Here is a 22,464-nt window from a genome sequence, read left to right as displayed (position 1 = left end):
GACCGATGAGACTCAGTACCAATATGATTTTCGACCAGCAGGTGCGCGGCGTCACTGACGCGCAATCCTCCTGGCTGAAAGCGGGTGAACAACTGTCAACCGGTCGCCGCGTGACCAATCCGTCTGACGATCCGATCGCCGCTTCGCGCGCCGTGGTGCTGTCGCAGACGCAGGCGCGCGACAGCCAGTTCGCGCTGGCGCGTTCGTTCGCGAATCAGGGCCTGTCGCTGGAAGAGAGCACGCTGAGTGATGTCACGACGGCGATTCAGTCGGCGCAATCCACGCTGATCAGCGCCGGTAACGGCTCGCTGAGTGACGATGACCGCGCGTCTTATGCTACCCAACTGGAGGGCATTCGCTCGCAGTTGCTCAACCTGGCCAACAGCAAAGACGGCAACGGCCGCTACCTGTTTGCCGGCTATGAGTCCGACAAGCCGCCGTTCACCGAAGATGCCAGCGGTAAAATTATCTATAGCGGTGGCAGCGACGCGATCACCCAGAAAGTTGACAGCGAACGCACCATGACGGTGGGCCATACCGGTAATTCGATTTTTGACCAGCTGACCAGCAACGCCAAGCCGGAGCCGGATGGCAGCGCCAGCCAGACTAACCTGTTCGATATGCTGGATGACGCCATTGCAGCGCTGAAAGTGCCGCAGAATGACGCTGACGATGCCACTAAACAGACCTTCAGCGCGGCGATGGACAAGGCCAACCGTGGCTTCAGCAACTCGCTGAACAATGTGCTGGCGGTGCGTTCTGAGATTGGTACCCAGCTGGACGAACTGGATACGCTGGATGCAAAAGGTGACGACCGCAAGGTGACGCTGAAAGATCAGATGAGTACGCTGGTTAACGTCGATTACACCGAAGCCATTTCTACCTACACCATGCAGCAGCAGCTGCTGCAGGCGTCGTACACCACCTTTAGCGATATGTCGAAGATGTCGCTGTTCCAGATGAATAAATAAACCTGACTGTTTGAGCGTACTTAAACCGGGTACGCTTAGTTTTTCCCACTGCCTGCGAGGGCCGTGGGATTTTTTTTGGCTTTTATTCAGAGTGTTCAGTCAGGTGGAAGGGGAGAATGCGGGCAATAAAAAACCCCGGACCAGCCGGGGTTTGGAGACGGTAGTGCTCTACAGCAGAGACTTACGCGCTTTCCGGACGGGTAGCCGGTGCGGTAGCCTGATGCGTGGCGCTGTGACCACCGGCTGAACCGCGTCCTTCGAAGTTGAAGGCCGGACGAACCCAGTCACTGTGGCGCTCGGGCTCAGGTTCCCATGCCGGTGCCGGTGCTTTGGTCATCGGCGCCGTAGCGTGATGCTTGAAGCGGGTCTCAGCATGGCTGACTCCGGTATCACGGGCGGCAACCGGTGCGTGCGGTTCGGTCACCGGCGCGACAGGCTCTTCGGCCGCTACCGGCGCGGACAGCACTTCTTCTACCTGCGCTTCAATCGCGGGTGACACCTCGATCGGAGCCTGTTCCGCTGCGCTAACCGCTTCGCTAACCACTGGCGGCGTCTCTTCGGCAGACGTAACAGCCGGTTGCGCTTCTGCTGCGGTTTCCTGTGCAACTGCTTCATCGGCTGCGGAAATCACTGCTGGCTGGTGATCAACCGGTGCCGCCACTGGCGTCAGGTCATCAGTATTCACCACCGGCACCTCAGTGTGCGTCTGCGGTTCAGCCTGATGCACCACTTCTGGCGCTGGCGTTTCGGGCTGTGCCACGGCTGTGGCTTCGACAGCCACAGGCAGTTCTTCCGCCGGCGCGGCATCCTGATAGCCATAGTCTGGCATTTCGTTCAGCGCCTGGTTAGAAGTGAAGTGCTCGTGAGTCTGCGTGACCGGATAAGTGATCCACACTTTGCCTGACGCCATCTCTGGTGAGGCAGCTGCTGTTTCCAGCGGCATCGCAGACTGCGTAGGGTAACGCTCGTCACGATAGCGACGACGACGCTGACCGCTGACGCGCAGATGACGCGGTGAGCGACGTGAACGGCGCGGCATGTTGGCTCCGTCACGGTTCTCGCTGTCATCCTGCTCATCCTGAGCGGTTTCGGCTTGCTCTTTCAGCTGGGCGCGCTGGCTGTTTTCCTGCACCGCTTCAGTAACGGCGGCGGCAGGCAGCTCAGCAGGGATCGCCTCAGCGTTGTCACCTACGCGCACGCGCTGACTGAGCTGGCGCTGTTTGCGACGCGGCATAACCTGAACGCGTTCGTCTTCCTGCGCAACGCTGTCATCAATGCTATCAACAACAGGCACCTGCTCAGCAACTTGTGGTTCCTGCTGCGCACGCTTCTCTTCCTGACGACGACGCTGGCGCTCAGCACGCTGTTCGCGACGCTGTTGCTGCTGCTCATCACGCTGCTGCAGTTGCTCTTCAGTCAGCGCCGGACGCTCGCCGCGCGCGTCATTCTGACGCTTGTTACGGCGGTTATCCTGATCGCGTGGCTCGCGAGCTTCACGAGGCTCACGGGGTTCACGCGGCTCGCGCGCTTCACGTGGCTCACGGCCTTCACGGCTCTGCGCATGCTCACCGTTGCGCGGTGTGCGCTCGCGGCGATTGTTGTTGTTGCGACGGTTGTTACGACGCTCACCACGCTGCTGGGTGCTGTCACCTTCCGCGGTTTTCGCTTCGGTCTTCTCTTCAGCAGGGGCTGCGGCGGGCGCATCACCGGCAAACAGTTTTTTCAGGCCACCCAGCAGGCGCGCAACAAAACCGGTGCTGACCGTCGCGGGTGCTGCGACCGCCGGTTTGGTTTTGACGTCAACCGCTGCCGGCTGGCTCTCTTCGCTCACTTCAACCGGAGCCGGTGGTGCATCCGGCATCACGAAGGCGGCCAGTGCTGGCTGCTCCGGACGACGACGCTCAGCGTGCTCTTCTTCCGAAGGCAGCGCCATCTCAGCTTCATGCAGTTTCGGCAGGTGATAGGAGAGGGTCTGCGTCTCTTCACCTTTGCGCACGCGCAGCACCGAGTAGTGCGGCGTTTCCATCTGATCGTTTGGCACGATGATGGCACGCACGCCGCCCTGACGTTTCTCAATCGCACTGACCGCTTCACGTTTTTCGTTCAGCAGGTAAGAGGCCACCTGAACCGGCACAATGGCGTGCACTTCTTTGGTGTTGTCTTTCAGCGCTTCTTCTTCAATCAGACGCAGGATCGACAGCGACAGCGATTCGTTATCACGAATGGTGCCGGTGCCGCTACAGCGCGGGCAGACGTGATGGCTGGACTCACCCAGTGACGGGCTGAGGCGCTGACGCGACATCTCCAGCAGACCAAAGCGCGAAATGTGGCTGATCTGGATACGCGCCCGATCCTGACGTACCGCTTCACGCAGACGGTTTTCCACGGCGCGCTGATGGCGCACAGGCGTCATATCGATGAAGTCGATAACAATCAGACCACCGAGGTCGCGCAGACGCAGCTGACGGGCAATCTCGTCGGCGGCTTCCAGGTTAGTGTTGAAGGCGGTCTCTTCGATATCACCACCGCGTGTAGCGCGGGCGGAGTTGATATCAATGGCGGTCAGCGCTTCGGTGCTGTCGATAACGATAGAACCGCCGGACGGCAGGCGCACTTCGCGCTGGAACGCCGATTCAATCTGCGATTCGATCTGGTAATGGCTGAACAGCGGAATTTCACCGGTGTACAGTTTGATTTTGCTGCTGAAGTCAGGACGACCGAGCGCGGCGATGTGCTGACGCGCCAGCTCCAGCACTTTCGGGTTATCGATAAGGATTTCACCGATATCCTGACGCAGGTAGTCGCGGAAGGCGCGCACAATCACGTTACTTTCCTGATGAATCAGGAACGGTGCCGGGCGGCTGTCTGCGGCTTTTTTGATGGCTTCCCAGTGCTTCAGACGGAAGCTGAGGTCCCACTGCAGCGATTCGGCAGATTTGCCGACGCCAGCGGTACGCACGATCAGGCCCATGCCGTCCGGCAGCTCCAGCGCTGAGAGCGCCTCTTTCAGCTCGGTACGGTCATCACCTTCGATACGGCGGGAAATGCCGCCAGCGCGCGGGTTGTTGGGCATCAGCACCAGATAGCTACCGGCCAGCGAAATAAAGGTGGTCAGTGCTGCCCCTTTATTACCGCGCTCCTCTTTATCGATTTGTACGATCACTTCCTGGCCTTCACGCAGCACATCTTTGATGTTCGGACGGCCATGCGCGTTGTAATTAGCAGGGAAGTATTCGCGGGAAATTTCTTTCAGAGGGAGGAAACCGTGACGCTCGGCACCGTAATCAACAAACGCAGCTTCGAGGCTGGGTTCAATACGGGTGATTTTACCTTTGTAGATGTTGGCTTTTTTCTGCTCGTGTCCGGGGCTTTCGATATCCAGATCGTACAGACGTTGTCCGTCAACAAGGGCAACGCGCAACTCCTCCTGCTGAGTTGCGTTGATTAACATTCTTTTCATCGTGACTTACTCGTTATTCTCACATGAGTGATAAAGCTGCGGGCATCGTTACCCTGGACGAGAATCAACCGATGGCCCCGTGTCTGCATGCACTGACGTCAACCTCACGGTTGTCGGCGGCTAAAGGGGCGCAAATCTTGTCGGTGGCCTGTTTTTCATAAGGAAAACCAGCGCCTGAAGGTGGAAGTGCTACAGAGTATTCAAAAATCCACACATCCCAGTCTGTCGTCCAGGCCGCAACCCGCAGCCCGCTAAGTGCCTAATCAAACATCACGTCTTACGCCATTGCTGCGTGTCCGTTTCATCCGGCAAAATACCTTAATTTCGCTCTTTTTCCTGCCTGACTCTTTCCAGGACAGAAACCTCTGCATTATTCCATTGCTTAGCAACTTATAGCAAGGCGACTTTTACCGAGCTGTGAAGTTTGTTCATCCTTAACCTGTTCATTTGCAGAGGTAATCATCGCATCGTTGAAAAAGCCAGCATTCTGGCCGCGTAACGCGGCGATAAAGTCAGAGTTAAGCACAGAAAAAGGGGTGGCGCTATCCGGGGACACTATTTAGAATCGCCGCCATGAAAACAGAGAATCCCGGCGTACAGTTTGTCGCCATCACGGCTGAAAATGCCGGTCAACGCATTGATAACTTTTTGCGCACCCAGCTGAAAGGGGTACCGAAAAGCATGATTTACCGCATTCTGCGTAAAGGCGAGGTGCGGGTGAATAAGAAGCGCGTAAAACCTGAATATAAGCTGGAAGACGGCGACGAAGTGCGCGTGCCGCCGGTGCGCGTGGCCGAGCGTGAAGAGCAGGCGGTGTCGCCCAAACTGGATAAAGTGGCGGCGCTGGAGTCATGCATTCTGTATGAAGACGATTATCTGCTGGTGCTCAACAAACCGTCCGGCACCGCGGTGCACGGCGGCAGCGGGCTGAGCTTCGGCGTGATTGAAGGGCTGCGCGCGCTGCGCCCGGAGGCGCGTTTCCTTGAACTGGTGCACCGTCTCGATCGTGACACGTCCGGCATTTTGCTGGTAGCGAAGAAGCGCTCGGCGCTGCGTTCGCTGCACGAGCAGCTGCGTGAGAAGGGTATGCAGAAGGATTATCTGGCGCTGGTGCGCGGCGACTGGCCATCGCATCTGAAAGTGGTGCAGGCACCGCTGCTGAAAAACATTCTGCAAAGCGGCGAGCGCGTGGTGCGGGTCAGCGCCGAGGGCAAGCCGTCAGAAACACGTTTTAAAGTTGAAGAACGTTTTGGCCTGGCGACATTAGTTAAAGCCAGTCCGGTGACCGGACGTACGCATCAGATTCGCGTGCATACCCTGCATGGCGGGCACCCGATTGCCTTTGACGATCGCTATGGCGATCGCGAATTCGATCGCCAGCTGGCACCAACCGGTCTGGCGCGGCTGTTCCTGCATGCTGCCGCGCTGACGTTTACCCATCCCAACACCGGCGAAAGCCTGCGTATGGAAGCGCCGCTGGATAAGGCACTGAAGCACTGCCTGTCCCAGCTGCGCCAGCAGAAAAAAGCCTGACAGCGTGGCATCAGCCCAGCGGGTTGATGCCCGCCTGCCTTAGCAGGCCATTCAGCGCGATCAGCGGTAAGCCAATCAGGCTATTGGGATCGCGCCCCTCCAGCCGTTCGAACAGACAAATCCCCAGTCCCTCACTTTTGAAACTGCCGGCGCACTGCAGCGGCTGCTCCAGCTCGACGTAGCGCGCGATCTCTGCCGCGCTCAGTTGCCGAAAATGCACGGTAAAGGGTTCACACAGCACATGCTGCTGCGCGCTGGCGGGGTGAATCAGCGCCAGGCCGGTATAAAAGGTAATGGCTTTACCGCTCGCCAGCGCCAGCTGCTGGCAGGCGTTCTCTGCAGTATGCGGCTTGCCGGCGATTTGTCCGTCCAGTACACAGACCTGATCGGACCCAATGATCCAGTGCGCAGGATAGCGCGCGGCCAGCGCCTGCGCTTTGGCAATGGCCAGCCGCTGCACCAGCTGCGGCGCGGCTTCTCCTGGCAGCGGCGTTTCATCGCTTTCAGGGGCGGCAGTGATAAACGGCAGGCCGAGCTTGCGCAGCAGCGCCTGACGGAACGGAGAGGTTGAGGCTAAAACCAGCGGTGTCATCATTTTTTTGCAGAAGTGATAGCGTAAAGATGACAGGCATTTTAAACTATGCGCCGCACTGGATGCGACTAACGGGTGAAAGATGCTGTAAACCGGCCTTTTTCTTTGACTCTATGACGTTACAAAGTTAATATGCGCGCCCTATGCAAAAGGTAAAATTACCCCTGACGCTCGATCCGGTCCGCGCCGCGCAAAAACGCCTGGATTATCACGGTGTTTACGCACCTGAATTGGTGGCGCGCCTGGCCGAAACGGTCGTGAGTGTGGACAGTGATGTGGAATGTGCCATGTCGTTTGCGGTTGACAACCAGCGCCTCGCGGTTCTGCAAGGAACAGCCGATGTGCAGGTAACGTTGTTATGTCAACGCTGCAACCAACCGTTCCCGCATGCTGTGCACGTAAGCTATTGCTTCAGTCCTGTCTCTTCTGATGAGCAGGCCGAGGCACTGCCGGAAGCCTACGAGCCGGTCGATGTCAACGATTTCGGTGAAATCGACCTGCTGGCGGTGATCGAAGATGAACTCATCCTCGCGCTGCCGGTCGTTCCGGTGCATGATTCTGAACACTGTGAAGTGTCCGACGCGGACATGGTCTTTGGCCAGCTGCCTGAAGAGGCGGAAAAACCAAACCCATTTGCCGTATTAGCCAGTTTAAAGCGTAAGTAATAGGAGTAAGGTCCATGGCCGTACAACAGAATAAACCAACCCGTTCTAAGCGTGGTATGCGTCGTTCGCACGATGCGCTGACCACTACCACTCTGTCAGTAGATAAAGTTTCTGGTGAAACTCATCTGCGTCACCATATCACTGCGGATGGTTACTACCGCGGTCGCAAGGTTATCACCAAGTAATTCTTTGCGGTTACGCAAGGCGATACCTTGACACGTTTGACCCTGGCAGTTGATGCCATGGGCGGGGACTTCGGTCCCTGCGTGACAGTGCCTGCAGCCTTGCAGGCACTGGCCTCTCATTCGCAGCTGGTTCTTCTTCTGGTCGGCGATCCCGACATCATCTCGTCATTTCTTGCCAAAGCGGATTCCTCGTTACTGGGGCGTGTGCAGGTAATCCCTGCCGAATCGGTTATTGCAAGTGATGCCAAACCCTCGCAGGCTATTCGTAACAGCCGCGGCAGCTCCATGCGCGTGGCGTTAGAGCTGGTGAAAGAGGGGAAAGCGCAGGCGTGCGTCAGTGCCGGCAATACCGGTGCGCTGATGGGCCTGGCAAAATTATTACTGAAGCCGCTGGATGGCATTGAGCGTCCGGCCTTGATGACCGTGCTGCCGCATCAGCAGCACGGCAAGACGGTGGTGCTGGATCTGGGCGCTAACGTCGATTCCGACAGTGAAATGCTGGTGCAGTTTGCAGTGATGGGTGCGGTGATGGCGGAAGAAGTGCTGGAAATCAGCCAGCCGCGCGTCGCGCTGCTCAACATTGGTCAGGAAGAGACGAAGGGGCTGGAGACGATTCGCGCCGCATCGGCGGTGCTGCGGGCCTCGCCGCAGATCAACTATATTGGTTACCTTGAGGGGAACGATCTCCTCACCGGCAAGACGGATGTGCTGGTCTGTGATGGCTTCGTGGGTAATGTCACGTTGAAGACCATGGAAGGCGTGGTAAGAATGTTTCTTTCTCTGCTCAAATCGTCAGGTGAAGGAAAAAAACGGGCCTGGTGGCTGAAATGGCTGGGACGCTGGATCCAAAAGCGTCTGGCTAAACGTTTCGGTCATCTCAACCCCGACCAGTACAATGGCGCTTGTCTGTTAGGATTGCGCGGGACAGTGATCAAGAGCCACGGCGCGGCGAATCAACGCGCGTTTGCCGTGGCGATAGAACAGGCAGAGCAGGCGGTGCGCAAGCAAGTTCCCGAGAGAATTGCCGCGCGCCTTGACGCTGTATTAGCCAGGAGTGACAAAGCGTAGATGTTTACCAAAATTATCGGTACGGGCAGCTATTTGCCTGAGCAGGTTCGCAGCAACGCGGATCTGGAAAAAATGGTGGAGACTTCGGACGAGTGGATTGTCACCCGGACCGGTATTCGTGAACGTCGCATTGCGGCACCGGATGAAACGGTAGCCAGCATGGGCTTCACCGCTGCCCAGCGTGCGCTGGAGATGGCGGGCGTGGCAGCCAGCGACGTTGGCCTGATCATCGTGGCAACCACCTCGTCCAGCCACGCCTTCCCGAGCTCAGCGTGCATGATTCAGCAGATGCTGGAAATCAACGACTGCGCCGCCTTCGATCTCGCCGCCGCCTGTGCCGGTTTTACCTATGCACTGAGCGTGGCCGATCAATACATCAAAAACGGTGCGGTGAAGCACGCGCTGGTGATCGGCGCGGATGTGCTGGCTCGCACCCTCGATCCTGACGATCGCGGCACCATCATTCTGTTTGGTGATGGCGCGGGTGCCGTGGTGCTCGGCGCAAGCGAAGAAGCGGGCATCCTCTCCACGCATCTGCATGCCGATGGCCGCTACGGTAAGCTGCTGACGCTGCCGTACCAGGATCGCGCGCATCAGGATGAGCCGGCTTACCTCACCATGGCCGGCAACGAAGTGTTTAAGGTCGCGGTCACTGAGCTGGCGCATATCGTCGATGAAACGCTGCAGGCGAATAATCTCGATCGTGAACAGCTTGACTGGCTGGTGCCGCATCAGGCTAACCTGCGCATCATCAGCGCCACCGCCAAAAAGCTCGGCATGGGCATGGATAAAGTGGTGGTGACGCTGGATCGACACGGCAACACCTCGGCAGCGTCGGTGCCAAGCGCGCTGGACGAAGCGGTACGTGATGGCCGCATCAAGCCCGGACACCTGATTTTGCTCGAGGCCTTTGGTGGCGGTTTCACCTGGGGCTCGGCGCTGGTTCGCTTTTGATTGACAGGAACGCAAGATGACGCAAATTGCTTTTGTTTTCCCGGGACAGGGATCGCAGACCGTCGGCATGCTGGCCGATCTGGCAGCGGAAAATCCACAGGTTGAAGCCACTTTCCGTGAAGCTTCTGACGCGCTGGGTTACGACTTATGGCAGCTGGTCCAGCAGGGTCCGGCTGAAGAGCTGAATAAAACCTGGCAGACCCAGCCGGCGCTGCTGGCAGCCTCGGTCGCGATTTATCGCGTCTGGCAGAGCAAAAATGGCGCCCAGCCCGCGCTGATGGCCGGACACAGCCTCGGTGAATACTCTGCGCTGGTGTGTGCGGGCGTACTGAATTTTGCTGACGCCATCAAGCTGGTTGAACTGCGCGGTAAACTGATGCAGGAAGCGGTGCCGGAAGGTACGGGCGCCATGCAGGCGATTATCGGTCTCGACGACGCGGCAATTCGCAAAGCCTGTGAAGAGAGCGCGCAGGGCCAGGTGGTTTCGCCGGTCAACTTCAACTCGCCGGGTCAGGTGGTTATCGCCGGCAATAAAGAAGCGGTTGAACGTGCCGGTGCCGCCTGTAAAGCGGCCGGCGCCAAGCGCGCGCTGCCGCTGCCGGTCAGCGTGCCGTCACACTGCGCACTGATGAAACCTGCGGCGGATAAGCTGGCGGTGGCGCTGGAAAGCGTGACCTTCAATGCGCCGTCGGTACCGGTGGTCAATAACGTTGACGTTAAGTGCGAAAGCGACGCCGCGGCGATTCGCAGCGCGCTGGTGCGTCAGCTGTACAGCCCGGTGCGCTGGACTGAGGCGGTTGAATTTATTGCTGCACAGGGCGTGACTGAACTGCTGGAAATCGGTCCGGGTAAAGTGCTGACCGGCCTGACCAAACGAATTGTGGACAGCCTGACGGCTGCAGCGGTGAACGATCCGTCGTCACTGGCTGCGGCGCTTGGCCAGGAATAAGAGGAAAATCATGAGCTTTGAAGGTAAAGTAGCGCTGGTGACCGGCGCCAGCCGCGGTATCGGACGTGCCATCGCGGAAACGCTGGCGGCACGCGGTGCAAAAGTGGTGGGTACTGCCACCAGCGAAAGCGGCGCGGAAGCCATCAGTGCTTACCTCGGCGACAAGGGCAAAGGTCTGCTGCTGAACGTGACCGATGCGGCCTCTATTGAGAGCGTGCTCGAGAAAGTTCGCGCCGAATTTGGCGAAGTTGACATTTTGGTCAATAATGCAGGCATTACGCGTGACAATCTGCTGATGCGCATGAAAGACGATGAGTGGGCGGATATCCTCGATACCAACCTGACATCGGTGTTCCGCCTGTCGAAGGCGGTCATGCGTGCCATGATGAAAAAGCGCGTGGGCCGTATCATTACCATCGGTTCGGTAGTTGGAACCATGGGTAACGCGGGTCAGGCAAACTATGCGGCAGCAAAAGCAGGTTTGATTGGCTTTAGCAAATCACTGGCGCGAGAAGTTGCGTCACGTGGCATTACCGTAAACGTCGTGGCTCCGGGCTTTATTGAGACGGACATGACGCGTGCACTGAACGAAGATCAGCGCTCGGGCATTCTGGCAGAAGTGCCGGCAGGTCGTTTAGGCGACCCGCAGGAGATTGCCAATGCTGTTGCATTCTTAGCCTCTGACGAAGCCGCCTACATCACGGGTGAGACGCTGCACGTCAATGGCGGAATGTACATGGTCTGATAATCACGAAATCATTTGCATTATCTGCGGTAAACACCGCAGAATAACGCAAAATCGTGGTTCGACCAGCCGGGATTTTGTTGCATCTTTTTCAACATTTTATACACTACGAAAACCATCGCGAAAGCGAGTTTTGATAGGAAATTAAATAGTATGAGCGATATCGAACAACGCGTTAAGAAAATCGTAGCTGAGCAGCTGGGCGTTAAAGAAGACGAAGTGGTTAACGGCGCTTCTTTCGTTGAAGACCTGGGTGCAGATTCTCTTGACACCGTTGAGCTGGTAATGGCTCTGGAAGAAGAGTTTGATACTGAAATTCCAGACGAAGAAGCTGAGAAAATCACTACCGTTCAGGCAGCGATCGACTATATCAATAACCATAAAGGTTAATGAATATCTTCAGGCGGTCATTCGACCGCCTGAGTTTTATGTTTGCCCCACATAGCGTCATTATTTCCCTCCCTGGAGGACGAACGTGTCTAAGCGTCGTGTAGTTGTGACCGGTCTTGGCATGTTGTCTCCTGTCGGCAATACCGTAGAGTCTACCTGGCGTGCTCTCCTTGCCGGTCAGAGCGGCATTAACCTGATCGACCATTTTGATACCAGTGCCTACGCAACGCGTTTTGCGGGTCTGGTCAAAGATTTTAATTGCGATGAATACATCTCGCGCAAAGATCAACGCAAGATGGATGATTTCATCCAGTACGGCGTTGTGGCCGGTATTCAGGCTATGGCGGACTCCGGTCTGGTCGTAACTGATGAGAATGCCGGACGTATCGGTGCGGCTATCGGTTCCGGCATCGGCGGTCTGGGTTTGATCGAAGATAACCATACCTCGCTGGTCAATGGCGGTCCGCGCAAAATCAGTCCATTCTTCGTGCCTTCAACCATCGTTAACATGGTCGCTGGCCACCTGACCATCATGTACGGCCTGAAAGGTCCGAGCATCTCGATTGCGACCGCCTGTACTTCCGGCGTGCACAATATTGGTCATGCGGCGCGCATCATCGCGTATAACGACGCAGATGTGATGCTGGCCGGCGGTGCTGAGAAAGCCAGTACGCCACTGGGCGTGGGCGGTTTCGGTGCGGCGCGTGCGCTCTCTACCCGTAACGACAATCCGCAGGCGGCGAGCCGTCCGTGGGATAAAGATCGTGACGGTTTCGTGCTGGGTGACGGTGCCGGTATCGTGGTGCTGGAAGAGTACGAACACGCGAAAAAACGCGGTGCGAAGATTTATGCGGAAATCGTTGGTTTCGGCATGAGCAGCGACGCTTACCACATGACATCACCACCGGAAGACGGTTCAGGTGCAGCCGCAGCGATGGTCAACGCGCTGCGTGACGCGCAGCTGGATCCGGCGCAAATTGGCTATGTTAACGCGCACGGCACCTCAACGCCGGCCGGTGACAAAGCAGAAGCGCAGGCGGTGAAGTCAGTGTTTGGTGCGTCAGCGCACAGTGTGATGGTCAGCTCGACCAAGTCGATGACCGGTCACCTGCTGGGTGCGGCGGGCGCGGTAGAAGCGATTTACTCGATTCTGGCGCTGCGCGACCAGGCGGTTCCGCCAACCATCAACCTCGACAATCCTGACGAAGGTTGTGATCTGGACTTCGTGCCGCACACGGCGCGCCAGGTCAGCGGACTGGAGTACACGCTGTGTAACTCCTTTGGATTCGGCGGCACCAACGGCTCGCTGATCTTCCGCAAGGTATAAGCGCTATCCAGCCGAACAGAGGCCCGCAATGCGGGCCTTTTTTATATTTTGTCACGCAGTGGCGTGGAATGTTACGCGCCACAGTGCTATTCAACGCTGACGCCAGCGGCAGAGGAGAAGCGCATGTGGATTAACGGAGTGGCACAGGACACCCTTTCTGCCCGCGACCGCGCGGTGCAGTTCGGTGACGGCTGTTTTACCACCGCAGCAGTCAGAGAGGGCCGTATCCAGCTGCTGGAGGCGCATCTGCAGCGTCTGCATGACGGCTGCCAGCGTTTGCTGATGGCCGCGCCGGACCGCGCCTTACTGGCGGAAGAGATGCGTCGCGCTGCGGCGGGCCAGCGCGAAGCAGTGCTCAAAGTGATCCTGACGCCCGGCGCGGGCGGACGCGGCTACAGTCGCGCCGGCTGCACGCAACCCACGCGTATCATCGCGCTCGCACCCTGGCCACAGCACTACGCCACGCTGCAGCAGGGCGCGCGGCTGGTGACCAGCCCGGTGCGGCTGGCGCAGAACCCGCTGCTGGCCGGCATCAAACATCTTAACCGGCTGGAGCAGGTGCTGATTCGCCAGCAGCTGGACGCGTGCGACGCTGACGAAGCGCTGGTGCTTGACACCGCCGGGACGGTAGTGGAATGCTGTGCGGCCAATTTATTCTGGCGCAGCGGTGAGGCCATTTTCACGCCGCGCCTCGCGCAGGCCGGCGTTGATGGCATCATGCGTCGTTATCTGCTGGCGCAGCTGGCACAGGCCGGTTACGACTGCCAGCAGGTGGAGGCCAGCCGGTCGGCAGTGTTAAGCGCCGATGAAGTGGTAATCTGTAACGCGCTGATGCCAGTATTACCCGTGCGGCAAATTGACGACGTCACCTTTTCCGCACGCACGCTGTACCAGCAACTGCTCGCCAGTTGCCAGACGATGGAAGCATCATGACCCGAATGAAAAAAATAGTTGCCGGCGCCGTAGTCATCGCTGGCCTGGCTGCCGCATTTAGCTACTGGCAGATTAAACGCTTTGCCGCGACGCCATTAACCATTCACCAGGAAACCCTGTATACCCTGCCGGCCGGCAGCGGTCGCGTGGTGCTGGAAGCGCAGCTGGAGAGCCAGCACATCATTCCGCAAAACATCTGGTTTGGCCCGTTGCTGAAGCTGGAGCCCGATCTGGCTAACTTCAAAGCCGGGACGTATCGCCTTGAGACCGGCATGACGGTGCGCCAGCTACTGCAACTGCTGGCCAGCGGCAAAGAGGCGCAATTTCCGCTGCGCTTTGTCGAGGGTTCGCGGCTGAAAGAGTGGCTGGCTGAGCTGCGTAAAGCGCCATACCTTAAACACACGCTGCCGGATGATGAATTTGCCAGTGTTGCGGCCGCGCTTAAGCTTGATGTCAGCCAGCTGGAAGGCGGTTTCTATCCGGATACCTATCTGTATACTGCCAACACCAGCGATGTGGCACTGCTGGAGCGGGCGCACGCGCGCATGAACAAGCTGGTGGATGAGATCTGGCAGGGGCGGATGGCCAGTCTGCCGTATAAAACGCCGCAGCAGATGGTTACCATGGCGTCGATTATCGAAAAAGAGACCGGCGTCAGCGAAGAGCGCGCGCGCGTTGCCTCGGTATTCATCAATCGCCTGCGCACCGGTATGAAACTGCAGACCGATCCCACGGTGATCTACGGCATGGGCGACAGTTATACCGGTACGCTGACGCGCAAGGATCTTGAGACCCCGACCGCGTACAATACCTATACCATCAGCGGCCTGCCGCCGGGACCGATTGCCATGCCTGGGCGCGCCTCGCTGGAAGCGGCGGCCCATCCGGAGAAGACCAATTACCTCTATTTCGTCGCGGATGGCAAAGGCGGTCACACCTTTACCACCAATCTGGCCAGTCATAATAAAGCCGTGCAGGTTTACCGGCTGGCGATGAAGGAAAAAAATGAAAAGTAAGTTTATCGTCATCGAAGGGCTGGAAGGCGCGGGCAAAACCACTGCGCGTGAGGCGGTGGTTGCGGTCCTGCATGAGCAGGGCATTGAAGACGTGGTCTTTACCCGTGAGCCAGGCGGCACGCCTTTGGCCGAACAGCTGCGCGTGCTGGTAAAACAGGGCATTGATGGCGAACAGGTGAGTGATAAAGCCGAGCTGCTGATGCTGTATGCGGCGCGGGTGCAGCTGGTAGAAAACGTCATCAAACCGGCGCTGGCACGCGGTGCCTGGGTGGTGGGCGACCGTCACGATCTTTCGTCGCAGGCGTATCAGGGCGGTGGTCGCGGGCTCGACGCCCAGCTGATGACCACGCTGCGCGATGCGGTGCTGGGCGATTTTCGTCCCGACCTGACGCTCTATCTCGACGTCACGCCGGAGATTGGCCTGCAACGTGCCCGGGCGCGCGGCGAACTGGATCGTATTGAGCAGGAGTCGCTGAACTTTTTTACCCGCACACGCGAACGCTATCAGGCGCTGGCCGCTGCCGATCCGACTATCAAAACCATCGATGCGACACAGCCAATTGCAGGTGTGACAGCGTCACTTAAAGCCGTGCTGCGTCAGTGGCTGGCAGGTCAGGCGGCATGAACTGGTATCCGTGGCTGAACCAGCCGTACCGACAGATCATTGCCCGCCATCAGAGTGGACAGGCACATCATGCGCTGCTGATTCAGGCCATCGACGGCATGGGCGACGATGCGCTGGTATGGGGCGTCAGCCGCTGGCTGATGTGTCAGCAGCCGCAGGGACTGAAAAGCTGCGGCCAGTGTCACGGCTGCCAGCTGATGCAGGCGCACACCCATCCGGACTGGTATCGGCTGGAAGCGGAAAAGGGAAAAGCCTCGCTCGGCATTGATGCGGTTCGCGACGTCAGTGAGAAGCTGTACCATTTTGCCCAGCAGGGTGGCGCGAAAATTGTCTGGCTGCCGGATGCGACGCAACTGACCGAAGCCGCCGCCAACGCGCTACTGAAAACGCTGGAAGAGCCGCCCGCTAACTGCTGGTTTTTCCTCAGCGTGCGCGAGCCGTCGCGACTGCTGGCCACGTTGCGCAGCCGCTGTATGACGTGGCATCTGTCGCCGCCGGAAGAGACGCACAGCCTGCAATGGCTGCAGAAACAGCAGCCGCAGCCGGAAGCGATATTGCGCGCGGCGCTGCGTCTGAGCAACGGTGCACCTGCTGCGGCGCTGGCCTTGTTACAGCCGGACCGCTGGCAGGCACGGCAAACGCTGTGCGACAGCCTGAACAGCGCACTGAGCGGCGATATTCTGCAGCTGTTGCCGGCGCTCAACAGCGACGATGTGGCGGTTCGCCTCGGCTGGCTGCTTTCGCTGCTGGTGGATGCGATGAAAGTGCAGCAGGGCGCCAGCAACTGGCTGAGTAATGGCGATCGCCCGGACGTGGTGACGCAGCTGGCGCAGCAGTTCAGCAGCAGCGCGCTGAATGCGAGCGTGCAGCAGTGGCTGCAGTGTCGCGAGCAGCTGCTGCACGTGGCGGCGCTTAATCGTGAACTGATTCTGACCGACGGTCTGCTTGCCTGGGGACGTTTGCTGTCTCCCGTTACGGTCGGCTAAGGGTAAAAGAGAAATCTATGTTTATTGTTGATTCGCACTGCCATCTTGATGGCCTTGATTATGAAAACCAGCACCGCGATCTGGATGACGTGATTGCCAAAGCGGCGGCGCGGGATGTGAAATTCATGCTGGCGATTGCCACCACGCTGCCGGATTACTACAAAATCAAACAGCTGGTCGGCGATCGCGACAACATCGCGCTGGCCTGCGGCGTGCATCCGCTCAATCAGGAAACGCCGTATGACGTGGAAGAGTTTCGCCGTCTGGCGGCGGAAGAGCAGGTGATTGCGCTGGGCGAAACCGGGCTGGATTATTTTTACCAGCAGGAGACCAAAGCGCAGCAGCAGGCCTCGTTCCGTGAGCACATCCGCACCGGCATTGCGCTGAACAAGCCGATTATTGTGCACACCCGCGATGCACGCGAAGACACGCTGGCCATTCTGCGCGAAGAGCAGGTAGAGCGGTGCGGCGGCGTGCTGCACTGTTTCACGGAAGACAAAGAGACGGCGGCGCAGCTGCTGGATCTCGGGTTCTACATCTCCTTCTCCGGCATTGTGACCTTCCGCAACGCCGAACAGATTCGCGAAGCAGCGCGCTATGTACCGCTGGATCGCATTCTGGTTGAAACCGATTCACCCTATCTGGCACCAGTACCGCATCGCGGCAAAGAAAACCAGCCTGCCTTCACCCGTGACGTAGCTGAGTATATGGCCGTGGTGAAAGGCGTCGATCTTGCTAGCCTGGCGGCCGCCACCACGGAAAACTTCTCCCGCCTGTTTAAGGTGCCGATGAGCCGACTCGGCGGCTAACGCGCTTTATTTCAAACTCTGTAATTAATCTGAAATTACTCATCTGCGCTGCGTGTTTCGCGGCGCAGGCAGTGATTTATTGCTGTTTATAGCAGCAAGTCAGTAAGAAATGACTGAAATTTCAGCGCTGTGTTTGGTGAAACGTGATAGCCGTCAAAGTAACGTGTCGTCATTTATTTTACCCTTCGTAATAAATCAAAAGACGCTCAGCGTCACCCCGGCTAAGGATCCTCCCCCTTTGCCATGCGCACTGCGCTAAAAAATGCACTCATACTCAGGAGCTTCTATGTTCAAGAACGCATTTGCGAACCTGCAAAAGGTAGGTAAATCGCTGATGTTGCCGGTATCGGTTCTGCCGATTGCCGGTATTTTGTTAGGTGTTGGTTCTGCTAACTTCAGCTGGCTGCCGGAAGTGGTTTCCCACGTGATGGCCGAAGCGGGTGGTTCGGTGTTTGCTAACATGCCGCTGATCTTTGCGATTGGTGTGGCACTGGGCTTTACCAATAACGACGGCGTGTCGGCACTGGCCGCCGTGGTCGCCTACGGCATTATGGTGAAAACCCTGGCTGTGGTCGCGCCGCTGGTGCTGCATCTGCCGGCGGCCGAGATCGAAGCCAAACACCTCGCCGATACCGGGGTGCTGGGCGGCATTATTGCCGGTTCGATTGCAGCCTATATGTTCAACCGTTTCTACCGCATCAAGCTGCCGGAATACCTCGGCTTCTTCGCCGGTAAGCGCTTTGTGCCGATCATTTCCGGTCTGACCGCGATTTTCACCGGTGTGGTACTGTCCTTCATCTGGCCACCTATTGGTACCGCAATTCAGGACTTCTCCCAGTGGGCGGCCTATCAGAACCCGGTGGTGGCGTTCGGTATTTACGGTGTGGTTGAGCGTGCGCTGGTGCCGTTTGGTCTGCATCACATCTGGAACGTTCCTTTCCAGATGCAGATCGGTGAATTCACCAACGCGGCTGGTCAGGTCTTCCATGGTGACATTCCGCGCTACATGGCGGGTGACCCGACTGCCGGTAAACTGTCTGGCGGCTTCCTGTTCAAGATGTACGGTCTGCCGGCTGCGGCTATCGCCATCTGGCATTCTGCTAAACCTGAGAACCGCGCCAAAGTGGGCGGCATCATGATCTCCGCCGCGCTGACCTCGTTCCTGACCGGTATCACCGAGCCGATCGAGTTCTCTTTCATGTTCGTGGCACCGATCCTGTACGTGATCCATGCCATCCTGGCGGGCCTGGCGTTCCCAATCTGTATTCTGCTGGGCATGCGTGATGGCACCAGCTTCTCACACGGTCTGATCGACTTCATCGTGCTGAGCGGCAACAGCAGCAAAATCTGGCTGTTCCCGATTGTCGGTATCATCTACGGTCTGGTGTACTACACCGTGTTCCGCGTGCTGATCGCAAAACTGAATCTGAAAACCCCGGGTCGTGAAGATACGGCGATTGAGCAGAGCAGCGCGACCGGCAGTGAAATGGCGGGCAAGCTGGTCACGGCGTTCGGTGGCAAAGAGAACATCACTAACCTTGATGCCTGTATTACCCGTCTGCGCGTCAGCGTGGCGGACGTAGCGAAGGTGGATCAGGCTGAACTGAAAAACCTCGGCGCGCGTGGTGTTGTGGTGGCGGGTTCCGGTGTGCAGGCGATTTTCGGCACCAAGTCCGATAACCTGAAAACCGAGATGGATGACTATATCCGCAGTATGTAAGTGACATGACGGCAGGCCGGGCCGGTGCGGTGAAGCGGCGTCAGATCGTAAAGACGCCAACACCATCCCTGGGGCTCGGCCCGCGACATCCCTGTCGCGGGACGCTTTACTCCTCTGCCGCCGCTTCACCGCACTGCAACTTCGGTGCGACAAAACCCCTCATCCGAGGGGTTTTTTATTTTAGTGCCGCCAGACACCACCCGCCGTGCCGCGCCAGCGTGAAAAAGTGATGCAAAGGCAGCCATTTAATGAAGAAAAGTGGTCCTGAGGTTGAAAGAAACGGAATTCCTCACGCATACTGCCTGACTGAACTCAGGCTTAAGGAACTGCACCATGGCTGAAGAAACCATTTTCAGTAAAATCATTCGTCGCGAAATTCCCGCCGACGTGGTTTATCAGGACGAACTGGTCACCGCCTTCCGCGATATCGCGCCCAAAGCGCCTACCCATATACTAATTGTCCCCAACGTACTGATTCCGACTGCCAACGATGTGCAGGCGGCGCATGAGCAGGCGCTGGGCCGCATGGTTACCGCCGCCGCAAAAATTGCCCGCGATGAAGGCATCGCCGGGGATGGCTATCGCCTGATCATCAACTGCAACCGTCACGGTGGGCAGGAGGTTTACCACATTCATATGCACCTGGTCGGCGGACAGCCGCTGGGCCCGATGCTGGCCATCTAACCTCAGGCGGACCTTGTGATGCGTCAATGGCTGAGCGGCTTGCTGTTGCTGACCCTGGTGGGCTGCAGCAGCGATAAGCCGATGATCAACACCTCCCAGTCGCTGGTGATGGAGTCTGCCGTACTGTCGGCGGGCATCATCACCGATGAGCCCGCGCTGACCAGCCGTGACGGCCAGCAGCGCGCCGCCAGCGTGCTGCAAAATCTGCGTGAAACGCCGGTCACCGTCCACTATCGTTTCTACTGGTACGATGACAAAGGGCTGGAGATTGAGCCGCAGGAGCCGGCGCAGACTCAAACCGTACCGGCGCACGGCAGCGTAGAAGTGGCCTCGCAAATGGGTAACCCGACCGCCAGCAAGGTGCGTCTCTATCTTTATCTTTGAGGAGTAACCTGTGATTCGCAGTGTACAACGTTCCGGCGCGCTACTGTTTGCGCTGATGCTCACCGGTTGTGTGGTGAAACAACAAACCCCGGCGCCGGTTGAACCGACGCAGCCGACCACGCCAACCCAGCCAGAGCAACCACCCGCGCAGCCGGTGCCGCCGCCGCAAACTGTGCCGCAGCCGCCGAAGCTGAAAACCATCAACTGGAACGCCAGCGTCCAGCCGTTAGTCGCCAATATGGTGCAGTCGGCGGGCGTCAATCCGGGCAGCGTGCTGCTGGTGGATCGCATCAAAAACAGCACCAACGGCTCGCTGCAAACGGAAAAAGCCACGGCAGCGATTGAGAACGCGCTGGCGAATAACGGCAAGTTCAGCCTGGTCTCAAACGATCAGCTTAATCAGGCGAAGCAAACGCTCGGCCTGTCGCCAGAGGATAGCCTCAACTCGCGCAGCAAAGCGATTGGCCTGGCGCGCATCGTCAACGCGCAGTATGTGCTGTATAGCAACGCGCAGGGCGATGTGAAAGCTCCTACGCTGCAAATGCAGCTGATGCTGGTGCAGACCGGCGAAATCATCTGGTCGGGCAACGGCGTTGCACAACCCTGATCCCCGGCTGCAGCATCTGGTTCAGCAACAATGGCCGACGGCGCAAGCTGCCGGTCATTTTTTCGCGCTGCCAGGACTGAGCGGTAACAGCGTGCAGGTACGCAGCGAGCAGGGCGATCTGCTGGCGCGCCGGACACCGTCGCAGCCCATCCCGTTTGTCGATCGTCAGCGCGAATACCGCATCCTGCGTCAGCTGCGTACTACGGCGCTGGCGCCGCAGCCGCTGACGTGGCAGGCGCCGTGGCTGCTGCAGCGCTGGCTGCCGGGCGAGGTGCTGTCGCCGGATCAGTTCAGCGCGCAGCGCGCAGCGGTGCTGACGCTGCTGCTGCGCCTGCATCACCAGCCGCTGACCGGTTATCGCTTACGGCTGGCACCGCTGCTGCAGCGCTACTGGCAGCTGTGTCAGCAGCGGCACTGGCGCTGGCAGCGGCGCTTAAACCAGTTGCTGCAGCGCGGCGAACCGTCGCCGCTGCGGCTGGCACCGCTGCACATGGACGTCCACCCTGGCAATCTGATTGCCACGCCGGATGGCCTGCGTTTAATTGACTGGGAATATGCTGCGGATGGCGACGTGGCGCTGGAGCTGGCCGCTATCGGCGCGGTGGATGGCGCTGAACACGATTACTGGATAACCGACTATGCCGCCGAGGCGCGTCTGTCGGCAACGGCGCTGCGGCGTCAAAGCCGGCGCTGGCAGCCGTGGCTGCAGCTGCTGATGGCCAGCTGGTATCAGCTGCGCGCCGAGCAGAGCCATGACCAAACATTGCAACGGCTGGCGCAGGCCAGCTGGCAGGATCTTTAATTCAGGAACCGAAACATGACGATGACAACGCCCGGACCGCTGATGCTGGACGTCGAAGGCTACGAGCTGGACGCCGAAGAGCGCGAAATTCTGCAACATCCGCTGACAGGCGGACTGATCCTGTTCGCCCGCAACTTCCATGATGTTGCGCAGCTGGCGGAGCTGGTGCGCCAGATTCGCGCGGCGTCGCGCAACCGGCTGCTGGTGGCGGTCGATCAGGAAGGCGGGCGCGTGCAGCGCTTCCGCGACGGTTTTACCCAGCTGCCGGCGATGCAATCGTTCGCCGCGCTGCACGACATGGCGCGTGCTGGCGAGCTGGCGCAGCAGGCCGGCTGGCAAATGGCGGCGGAGATGATCGCCATGGACATCGATATCAGCTTTGCGCCGGTGCTGGATATCGGCCACATCAGTGCGGCCATCGGCGATCGCGCTTTCCACGCCGATCCGGCGATTGCGCTGCAGATGGCGCGCCAGTTTATCCACGGCATGCACGAAGCCGGCATGAAAACCACCGGCAAGCACTTCCCGGGCCACGGCGCGGTCAGCGCGGATTCGCACAAAGAGACACCGCGCGACACGCGCGATGCGGCCACGCTGCGCCAGCACGACATGGCAATCTTCCAGCAGCTGATTGATGAGCAGCTGCTGGATGCGGTGATGCCCGCGCATGTTATCTATACTGAAGTGGACCCGCTGCCAGCCAGTGGTTCGGCTTACTGGCTGCAAACGGTGCTGCGGCAGGAGCTGGGCTTCAACGGGGTGATCTTCTCAGACGATCTGTCGATGGAGGGCGCGGCGGTGATGGGCAGCTATGCGGAACGGGCTCAGCAGTCGCTGAATGCCGGCTGCGATATGATCCTGGTGTGCAATCAGCGTGCTGGCGCGGTGAGCGTGCTGGATAATTTGACGCCGATCCAGGCGACGCGCGTCACGCAGTTATACCATCAGGGACGTTTTGACCGTCAGAGTTTGCAGGCCAGCGAGCGCTGGCGGCAAAATCAGCGTCAGCTCAGTGACCTGCAGGATCGCTGGCTGGCGCACAAAGCGTCGGGCAGATAA

Annotated in this window: 23 protein-coding genes; 21 read left to right on the top strand and 2 right to left on the bottom strand. The window is 58.6% G+C overall.

The genetic code is table 11. The features are described 5' to 3' along the window. Positions 1–5: 5 nt before the first annotated feature. Complete coding sequence (gene flgL, locus F3I21_RS03510) at positions 6–971, top strand: flagellar hook-associated protein FlgL (protein WP_031279278.1); 966 nt, start codon at positions 6–8, stop codon at positions 969–971. A 181-nt stretch (positions 972–1,152) separates the two neighbouring features. On the opposite strand, the gene rne is transcribed toward flgL, so the two are convergent. Then, a complete protein-coding gene (gene rne / locus F3I21_RS03505; RefSeq protein ID WP_150058328.1) occupies positions 1,153–4,431 on the bottom strand; it encodes a ribonuclease E in 3,279 nt (1,092 codons plus the stop codon). 573 nt (positions 4,432–5,004) lie between these two features. Between rne and rluC the strand changes: the two genes are divergently transcribed. Next, the gene (rluC, locus tag F3I21_RS03500; protein ID WP_021506411.1) at positions 5,005–5,964 is read left to right on the top strand and encodes a 23S rRNA pseudouridine(955/2504/2580) synthase RluC; all 960 of its coding nucleotides are present in this window, start codon (positions 5,005–5,007) and stop codon (positions 5,962–5,964) included. A 10-nt stretch (positions 5,965–5,974) separates the two neighbouring features. Here rluC and F3I21_RS03495 read toward each other — a convergent pair whose 3' ends face one another. Further along, complete coding sequence (locus F3I21_RS03495; protein WP_190286076.1) at positions 5,975–6,556, bottom strand: nucleoside triphosphate pyrophosphatase; 582 nt, start codon at positions 6,554–6,556, stop codon at positions 5,975–5,977. A gap of 143 nt (positions 6,557–6,699) precedes the next feature. On the opposite strand from F3I21_RS03495, the gene yceD reads away from it, so the two are divergent. From yceD to nagZ, 19 genes are all read left to right on the top strand, one after another. Continuing rightward, positions 6,700–7,221, top strand: a complete 522-nt coding sequence (gene yceD / locus F3I21_RS03490) for a 23S rRNA accumulation protein YceD (RefSeq protein ID WP_058759469.1) — start codon at positions 6,700–6,702, stop codon at positions 7,219–7,221. 14 nt (positions 7,222–7,235) lie between these two features. Then, a complete protein-coding gene (gene rpmF / locus F3I21_RS03485; RefSeq protein ID WP_016192161.1) occupies positions 7,236–7,406 on the top strand; it encodes a 50S ribosomal protein L32 in 171 nt (56 codons plus the stop codon). Between the two features lie 27 nt (positions 7,407–7,433). Further along, positions 7,434–8,474: a phosphate acyltransferase PlsX gene (plsX, locus tag F3I21_RS03480; RefSeq protein ID WP_058759470.1), complete on the top strand. Its 1,041-nt coding sequence runs from the start codon at positions 7,434–7,436 to the stop codon at positions 8,472–8,474. Next, positions 8,475–9,428, top strand: coding sequence for a beta-ketoacyl-ACP synthase III (locus tag F3I21_RS03475; RefSeq protein ID WP_021506407.1), 954 nt, complete (start codon positions 8,475–8,477; stop codon positions 9,426–9,428). It abuts the gene before it with no gap. A gap of 16 nt (positions 9,429–9,444) precedes the next feature. After that, positions 9,445–10,377, top strand: coding sequence for an ACP S-malonyltransferase (fabD, locus tag F3I21_RS03470; RefSeq protein WP_058759472.1), 933 nt, complete (start codon positions 9,445–9,447; stop codon positions 10,375–10,377). 10 nt (positions 10,378–10,387) lie between these two features. Beyond that, complete coding sequence (fabG, locus tag F3I21_RS03465; protein ID WP_021506405.1) at positions 10,388–11,122, top strand: 3-oxoacyl-ACP reductase FabG; 735 nt, start codon at positions 10,388–10,390, stop codon at positions 11,120–11,122. 153 nt (positions 11,123–11,275) lie between these two features. Further along, positions 11,276–11,512 (top strand): acyl carrier protein, encoded by a 237-nt coding sequence (gene acpP / locus F3I21_RS03460; RefSeq protein ID WP_010617251.1) that lies wholly within the window; start codon positions 11,276–11,278, stop codon positions 11,510–11,512. A gap of 85 nt (positions 11,513–11,597) precedes the next feature. Beyond that, positions 11,598–12,839, top strand: coding sequence for a beta-ketoacyl-ACP synthase II (gene fabF, locus F3I21_RS03455; RefSeq protein WP_058759473.1), 1,242 nt, complete (start codon positions 11,598–11,600; stop codon positions 12,837–12,839). A 123-nt stretch (positions 12,840–12,962) separates the two neighbouring features. Then, positions 12,963–13,772, top strand: coding sequence for an aminodeoxychorismate lyase (pabC, locus tag F3I21_RS03450; RefSeq protein ID WP_150058327.1), 810 nt, complete (start codon positions 12,963–12,965; stop codon positions 13,770–13,772). Then, the gene (gene mltG, locus F3I21_RS03445; RefSeq protein ID WP_150058325.1) at positions 13,769–14,788 is read left to right on the top strand and encodes an endolytic transglycosylase MltG; all 1,020 of its coding nucleotides are present in this window, start codon (positions 13,769–13,771) and stop codon (positions 14,786–14,788) included. Before pabC ends, mltG begins: the two co-directional genes overlap by 4 nt. Then, positions 14,778–15,413: a dTMP kinase gene (gene tmk / locus F3I21_RS03440; RefSeq protein ID WP_150058323.1), complete on the top strand. Its 636-nt coding sequence runs from the start codon at positions 14,778–14,780 to the stop codon at positions 15,411–15,413. The genes mltG and tmk overlap by 11 nt, the downstream gene beginning before the upstream one ends. Next, complete coding sequence (holB, locus tag F3I21_RS03435; RefSeq protein WP_150058321.1) at positions 15,410–16,399, top strand: DNA polymerase III subunit delta'; 990 nt, start codon at positions 15,410–15,412, stop codon at positions 16,397–16,399. Before tmk ends, holB begins: the two co-directional genes overlap by 4 nt. 17 nt (positions 16,400–16,416) lie before the next feature. Further along, complete coding sequence (locus F3I21_RS03430; RefSeq protein WP_150058319.1) at positions 16,417–17,208, top strand: metal-dependent hydrolase; 792 nt, start codon at positions 16,417–16,419, stop codon at positions 17,206–17,208. Between the two features lie 286 nt (positions 17,209–17,494). After that, positions 17,495–18,928 (top strand): PTS glucose transporter subunit IIBC, encoded by a 1,434-nt coding sequence (gene ptsG / locus F3I21_RS03425; RefSeq protein WP_058759479.1) that lies wholly within the window; start codon positions 17,495–17,497, stop codon positions 18,926–18,928. Positions 18,929–19,261: 333 nt separating this feature from the next. Beyond that, positions 19,262–19,612, top strand: coding sequence for a purine nucleoside phosphoramidase (gene hinT / locus F3I21_RS03420; protein WP_058759480.1), 351 nt, complete (start codon positions 19,262–19,264; stop codon positions 19,610–19,612). An 18-nt stretch (positions 19,613–19,630) separates the two neighbouring features. Beyond that, entirely contained in the window at positions 19,631–19,996 is a 366-nt protein-coding gene (locus tag F3I21_RS03415) for a YcfL family protein (protein ID WP_021506396.1), read from the top strand. A 10-nt stretch (positions 19,997–20,006) separates the two neighbouring features. Then, the gene (lpoB, locus tag F3I21_RS03410; protein WP_127833923.1) at positions 20,007–20,603 is read left to right on the top strand and encodes a penicillin-binding protein activator LpoB; all 597 of its coding nucleotides are present in this window, start codon (positions 20,007–20,009) and stop codon (positions 20,601–20,603) included. Then, positions 20,590–21,405: a thiamine kinase gene (gene thiK, locus F3I21_RS03405; protein WP_058780745.1), complete on the top strand. Its 816-nt coding sequence runs from the start codon at positions 20,590–20,592 to the stop codon at positions 21,403–21,405. The genes lpoB and thiK overlap by 14 nt, the downstream gene beginning before the upstream one ends. Before the next feature lie 15 nt (positions 21,406–21,420). Next, entirely contained in the window at positions 21,421–22,464 is a 1,044-nt protein-coding gene (gene nagZ / locus F3I21_RS03400; protein WP_150058317.1) for a beta-N-acetylhexosaminidase, read from the top strand.

The organism is Pantoea sp. B_9, from assembly GCF_008632015.1.
GTDB lineage: Bacteria > Pseudomonadota > Gammaproteobacteria > Enterobacterales > Enterobacteriaceae > Pantoea > Pantoea dispersa.
The sequence above is the reverse complement of the archived record's forward strand: the minus strand, read 5'-3'. Positions and strand labels throughout refer to the sequence as shown.

Bases quoted from the DNA above. Each gene is read 5' to 3' on its own strand.
- flgL (WP_031279278.1), top strand. From the start codon at position 6: ATGAGACTCAGTACCAATATGATTTTCGACCAGCAGGTGCGCGGCGTC.
- rne (WP_150058328.1), bottom strand. From the start codon at position 4,431: ATGAAAAGAATGTTAATCAACGCAACTCAGCAGGAGGAGTTGCGCGTT.
- rluC (WP_021506411.1), top strand. From the start codon at position 5,005: ATGAAAACAGAGAATCCCGGCGTACAGTTTGTCGCCATCACGGCTGAA.
- F3I21_RS03495 (WP_190286076.1), bottom strand. From the start codon at position 6,556: ATGACACCGCTGGTTTTAGCCTCAACCTCTCCGTTCCGTCAGGCGCTG.
- yceD (WP_058759469.1), top strand. From the start codon at position 6,700: ATGCAAAAGGTAAAATTACCCCTGACGCTCGATCCGGTCCGCGCCGCG.
- rpmF (WP_016192161.1), top strand. From the start codon at position 7,236: ATGGCCGTACAACAGAATAAACCAACCCGTTCTAAGCGTGGTATGCGT.
- F3I21_RS03475 (WP_021506407.1), top strand. From the start codon at position 8,475: ATGTTTACCAAAATTATCGGTACGGGCAGCTATTTGCCTGAGCAGGTT.
- fabD (WP_058759472.1), top strand. From the start codon at position 9,445: ATGACGCAAATTGCTTTTGTTTTCCCGGGACAGGGATCGCAGACCGTC.
- fabG (WP_021506405.1), top strand. From the start codon at position 10,388: ATGAGCTTTGAAGGTAAAGTAGCGCTGGTGACCGGCGCCAGCCGCGGT.
- acpP (WP_010617251.1), top strand. From the start codon at position 11,276: ATGAGCGATATCGAACAACGCGTTAAGAAAATCGTAGCTGAGCAGCTG.
- pabC (WP_150058327.1), top strand. From the start codon at position 12,963: ATGTGGATTAACGGAGTGGCACAGGACACCCTTTCTGCCCGCGACCGC.
- mltG (WP_150058325.1), top strand. From the start codon at position 13,769: ATGACCCGAATGAAAAAAATAGTTGCCGGCGCCGTAGTCATCGCTGGC.
- tmk (WP_150058323.1), top strand. From the start codon at position 14,778: ATGAAAAGTAAGTTTATCGTCATCGAAGGGCTGGAAGGCGCGGGCAAA.
- holB (WP_150058321.1), top strand. From the start codon at position 15,410: ATGAACTGGTATCCGTGGCTGAACCAGCCGTACCGACAGATCATTGCC.
- F3I21_RS03430 (WP_150058319.1), top strand. From the start codon at position 16,417: ATGTTTATTGTTGATTCGCACTGCCATCTTGATGGCCTTGATTATGAA.
- ptsG (WP_058759479.1), top strand. From the start codon at position 17,495: ATGTTCAAGAACGCATTTGCGAACCTGCAAAAGGTAGGTAAATCGCTG.
- hinT (WP_058759480.1), top strand. From the start codon at position 19,262: ATGGCTGAAGAAACCATTTTCAGTAAAATCATTCGTCGCGAAATTCCC.
- F3I21_RS03415 (WP_021506396.1), top strand. From the start codon at position 19,631: ATGCGTCAATGGCTGAGCGGCTTGCTGTTGCTGACCCTGGTGGGCTGC.
- nagZ (WP_150058317.1), top strand. From the start codon at position 21,421: ATGACGATGACAACGCCCGGACCGCTGATGCTGGACGTCGAAGGCTAC.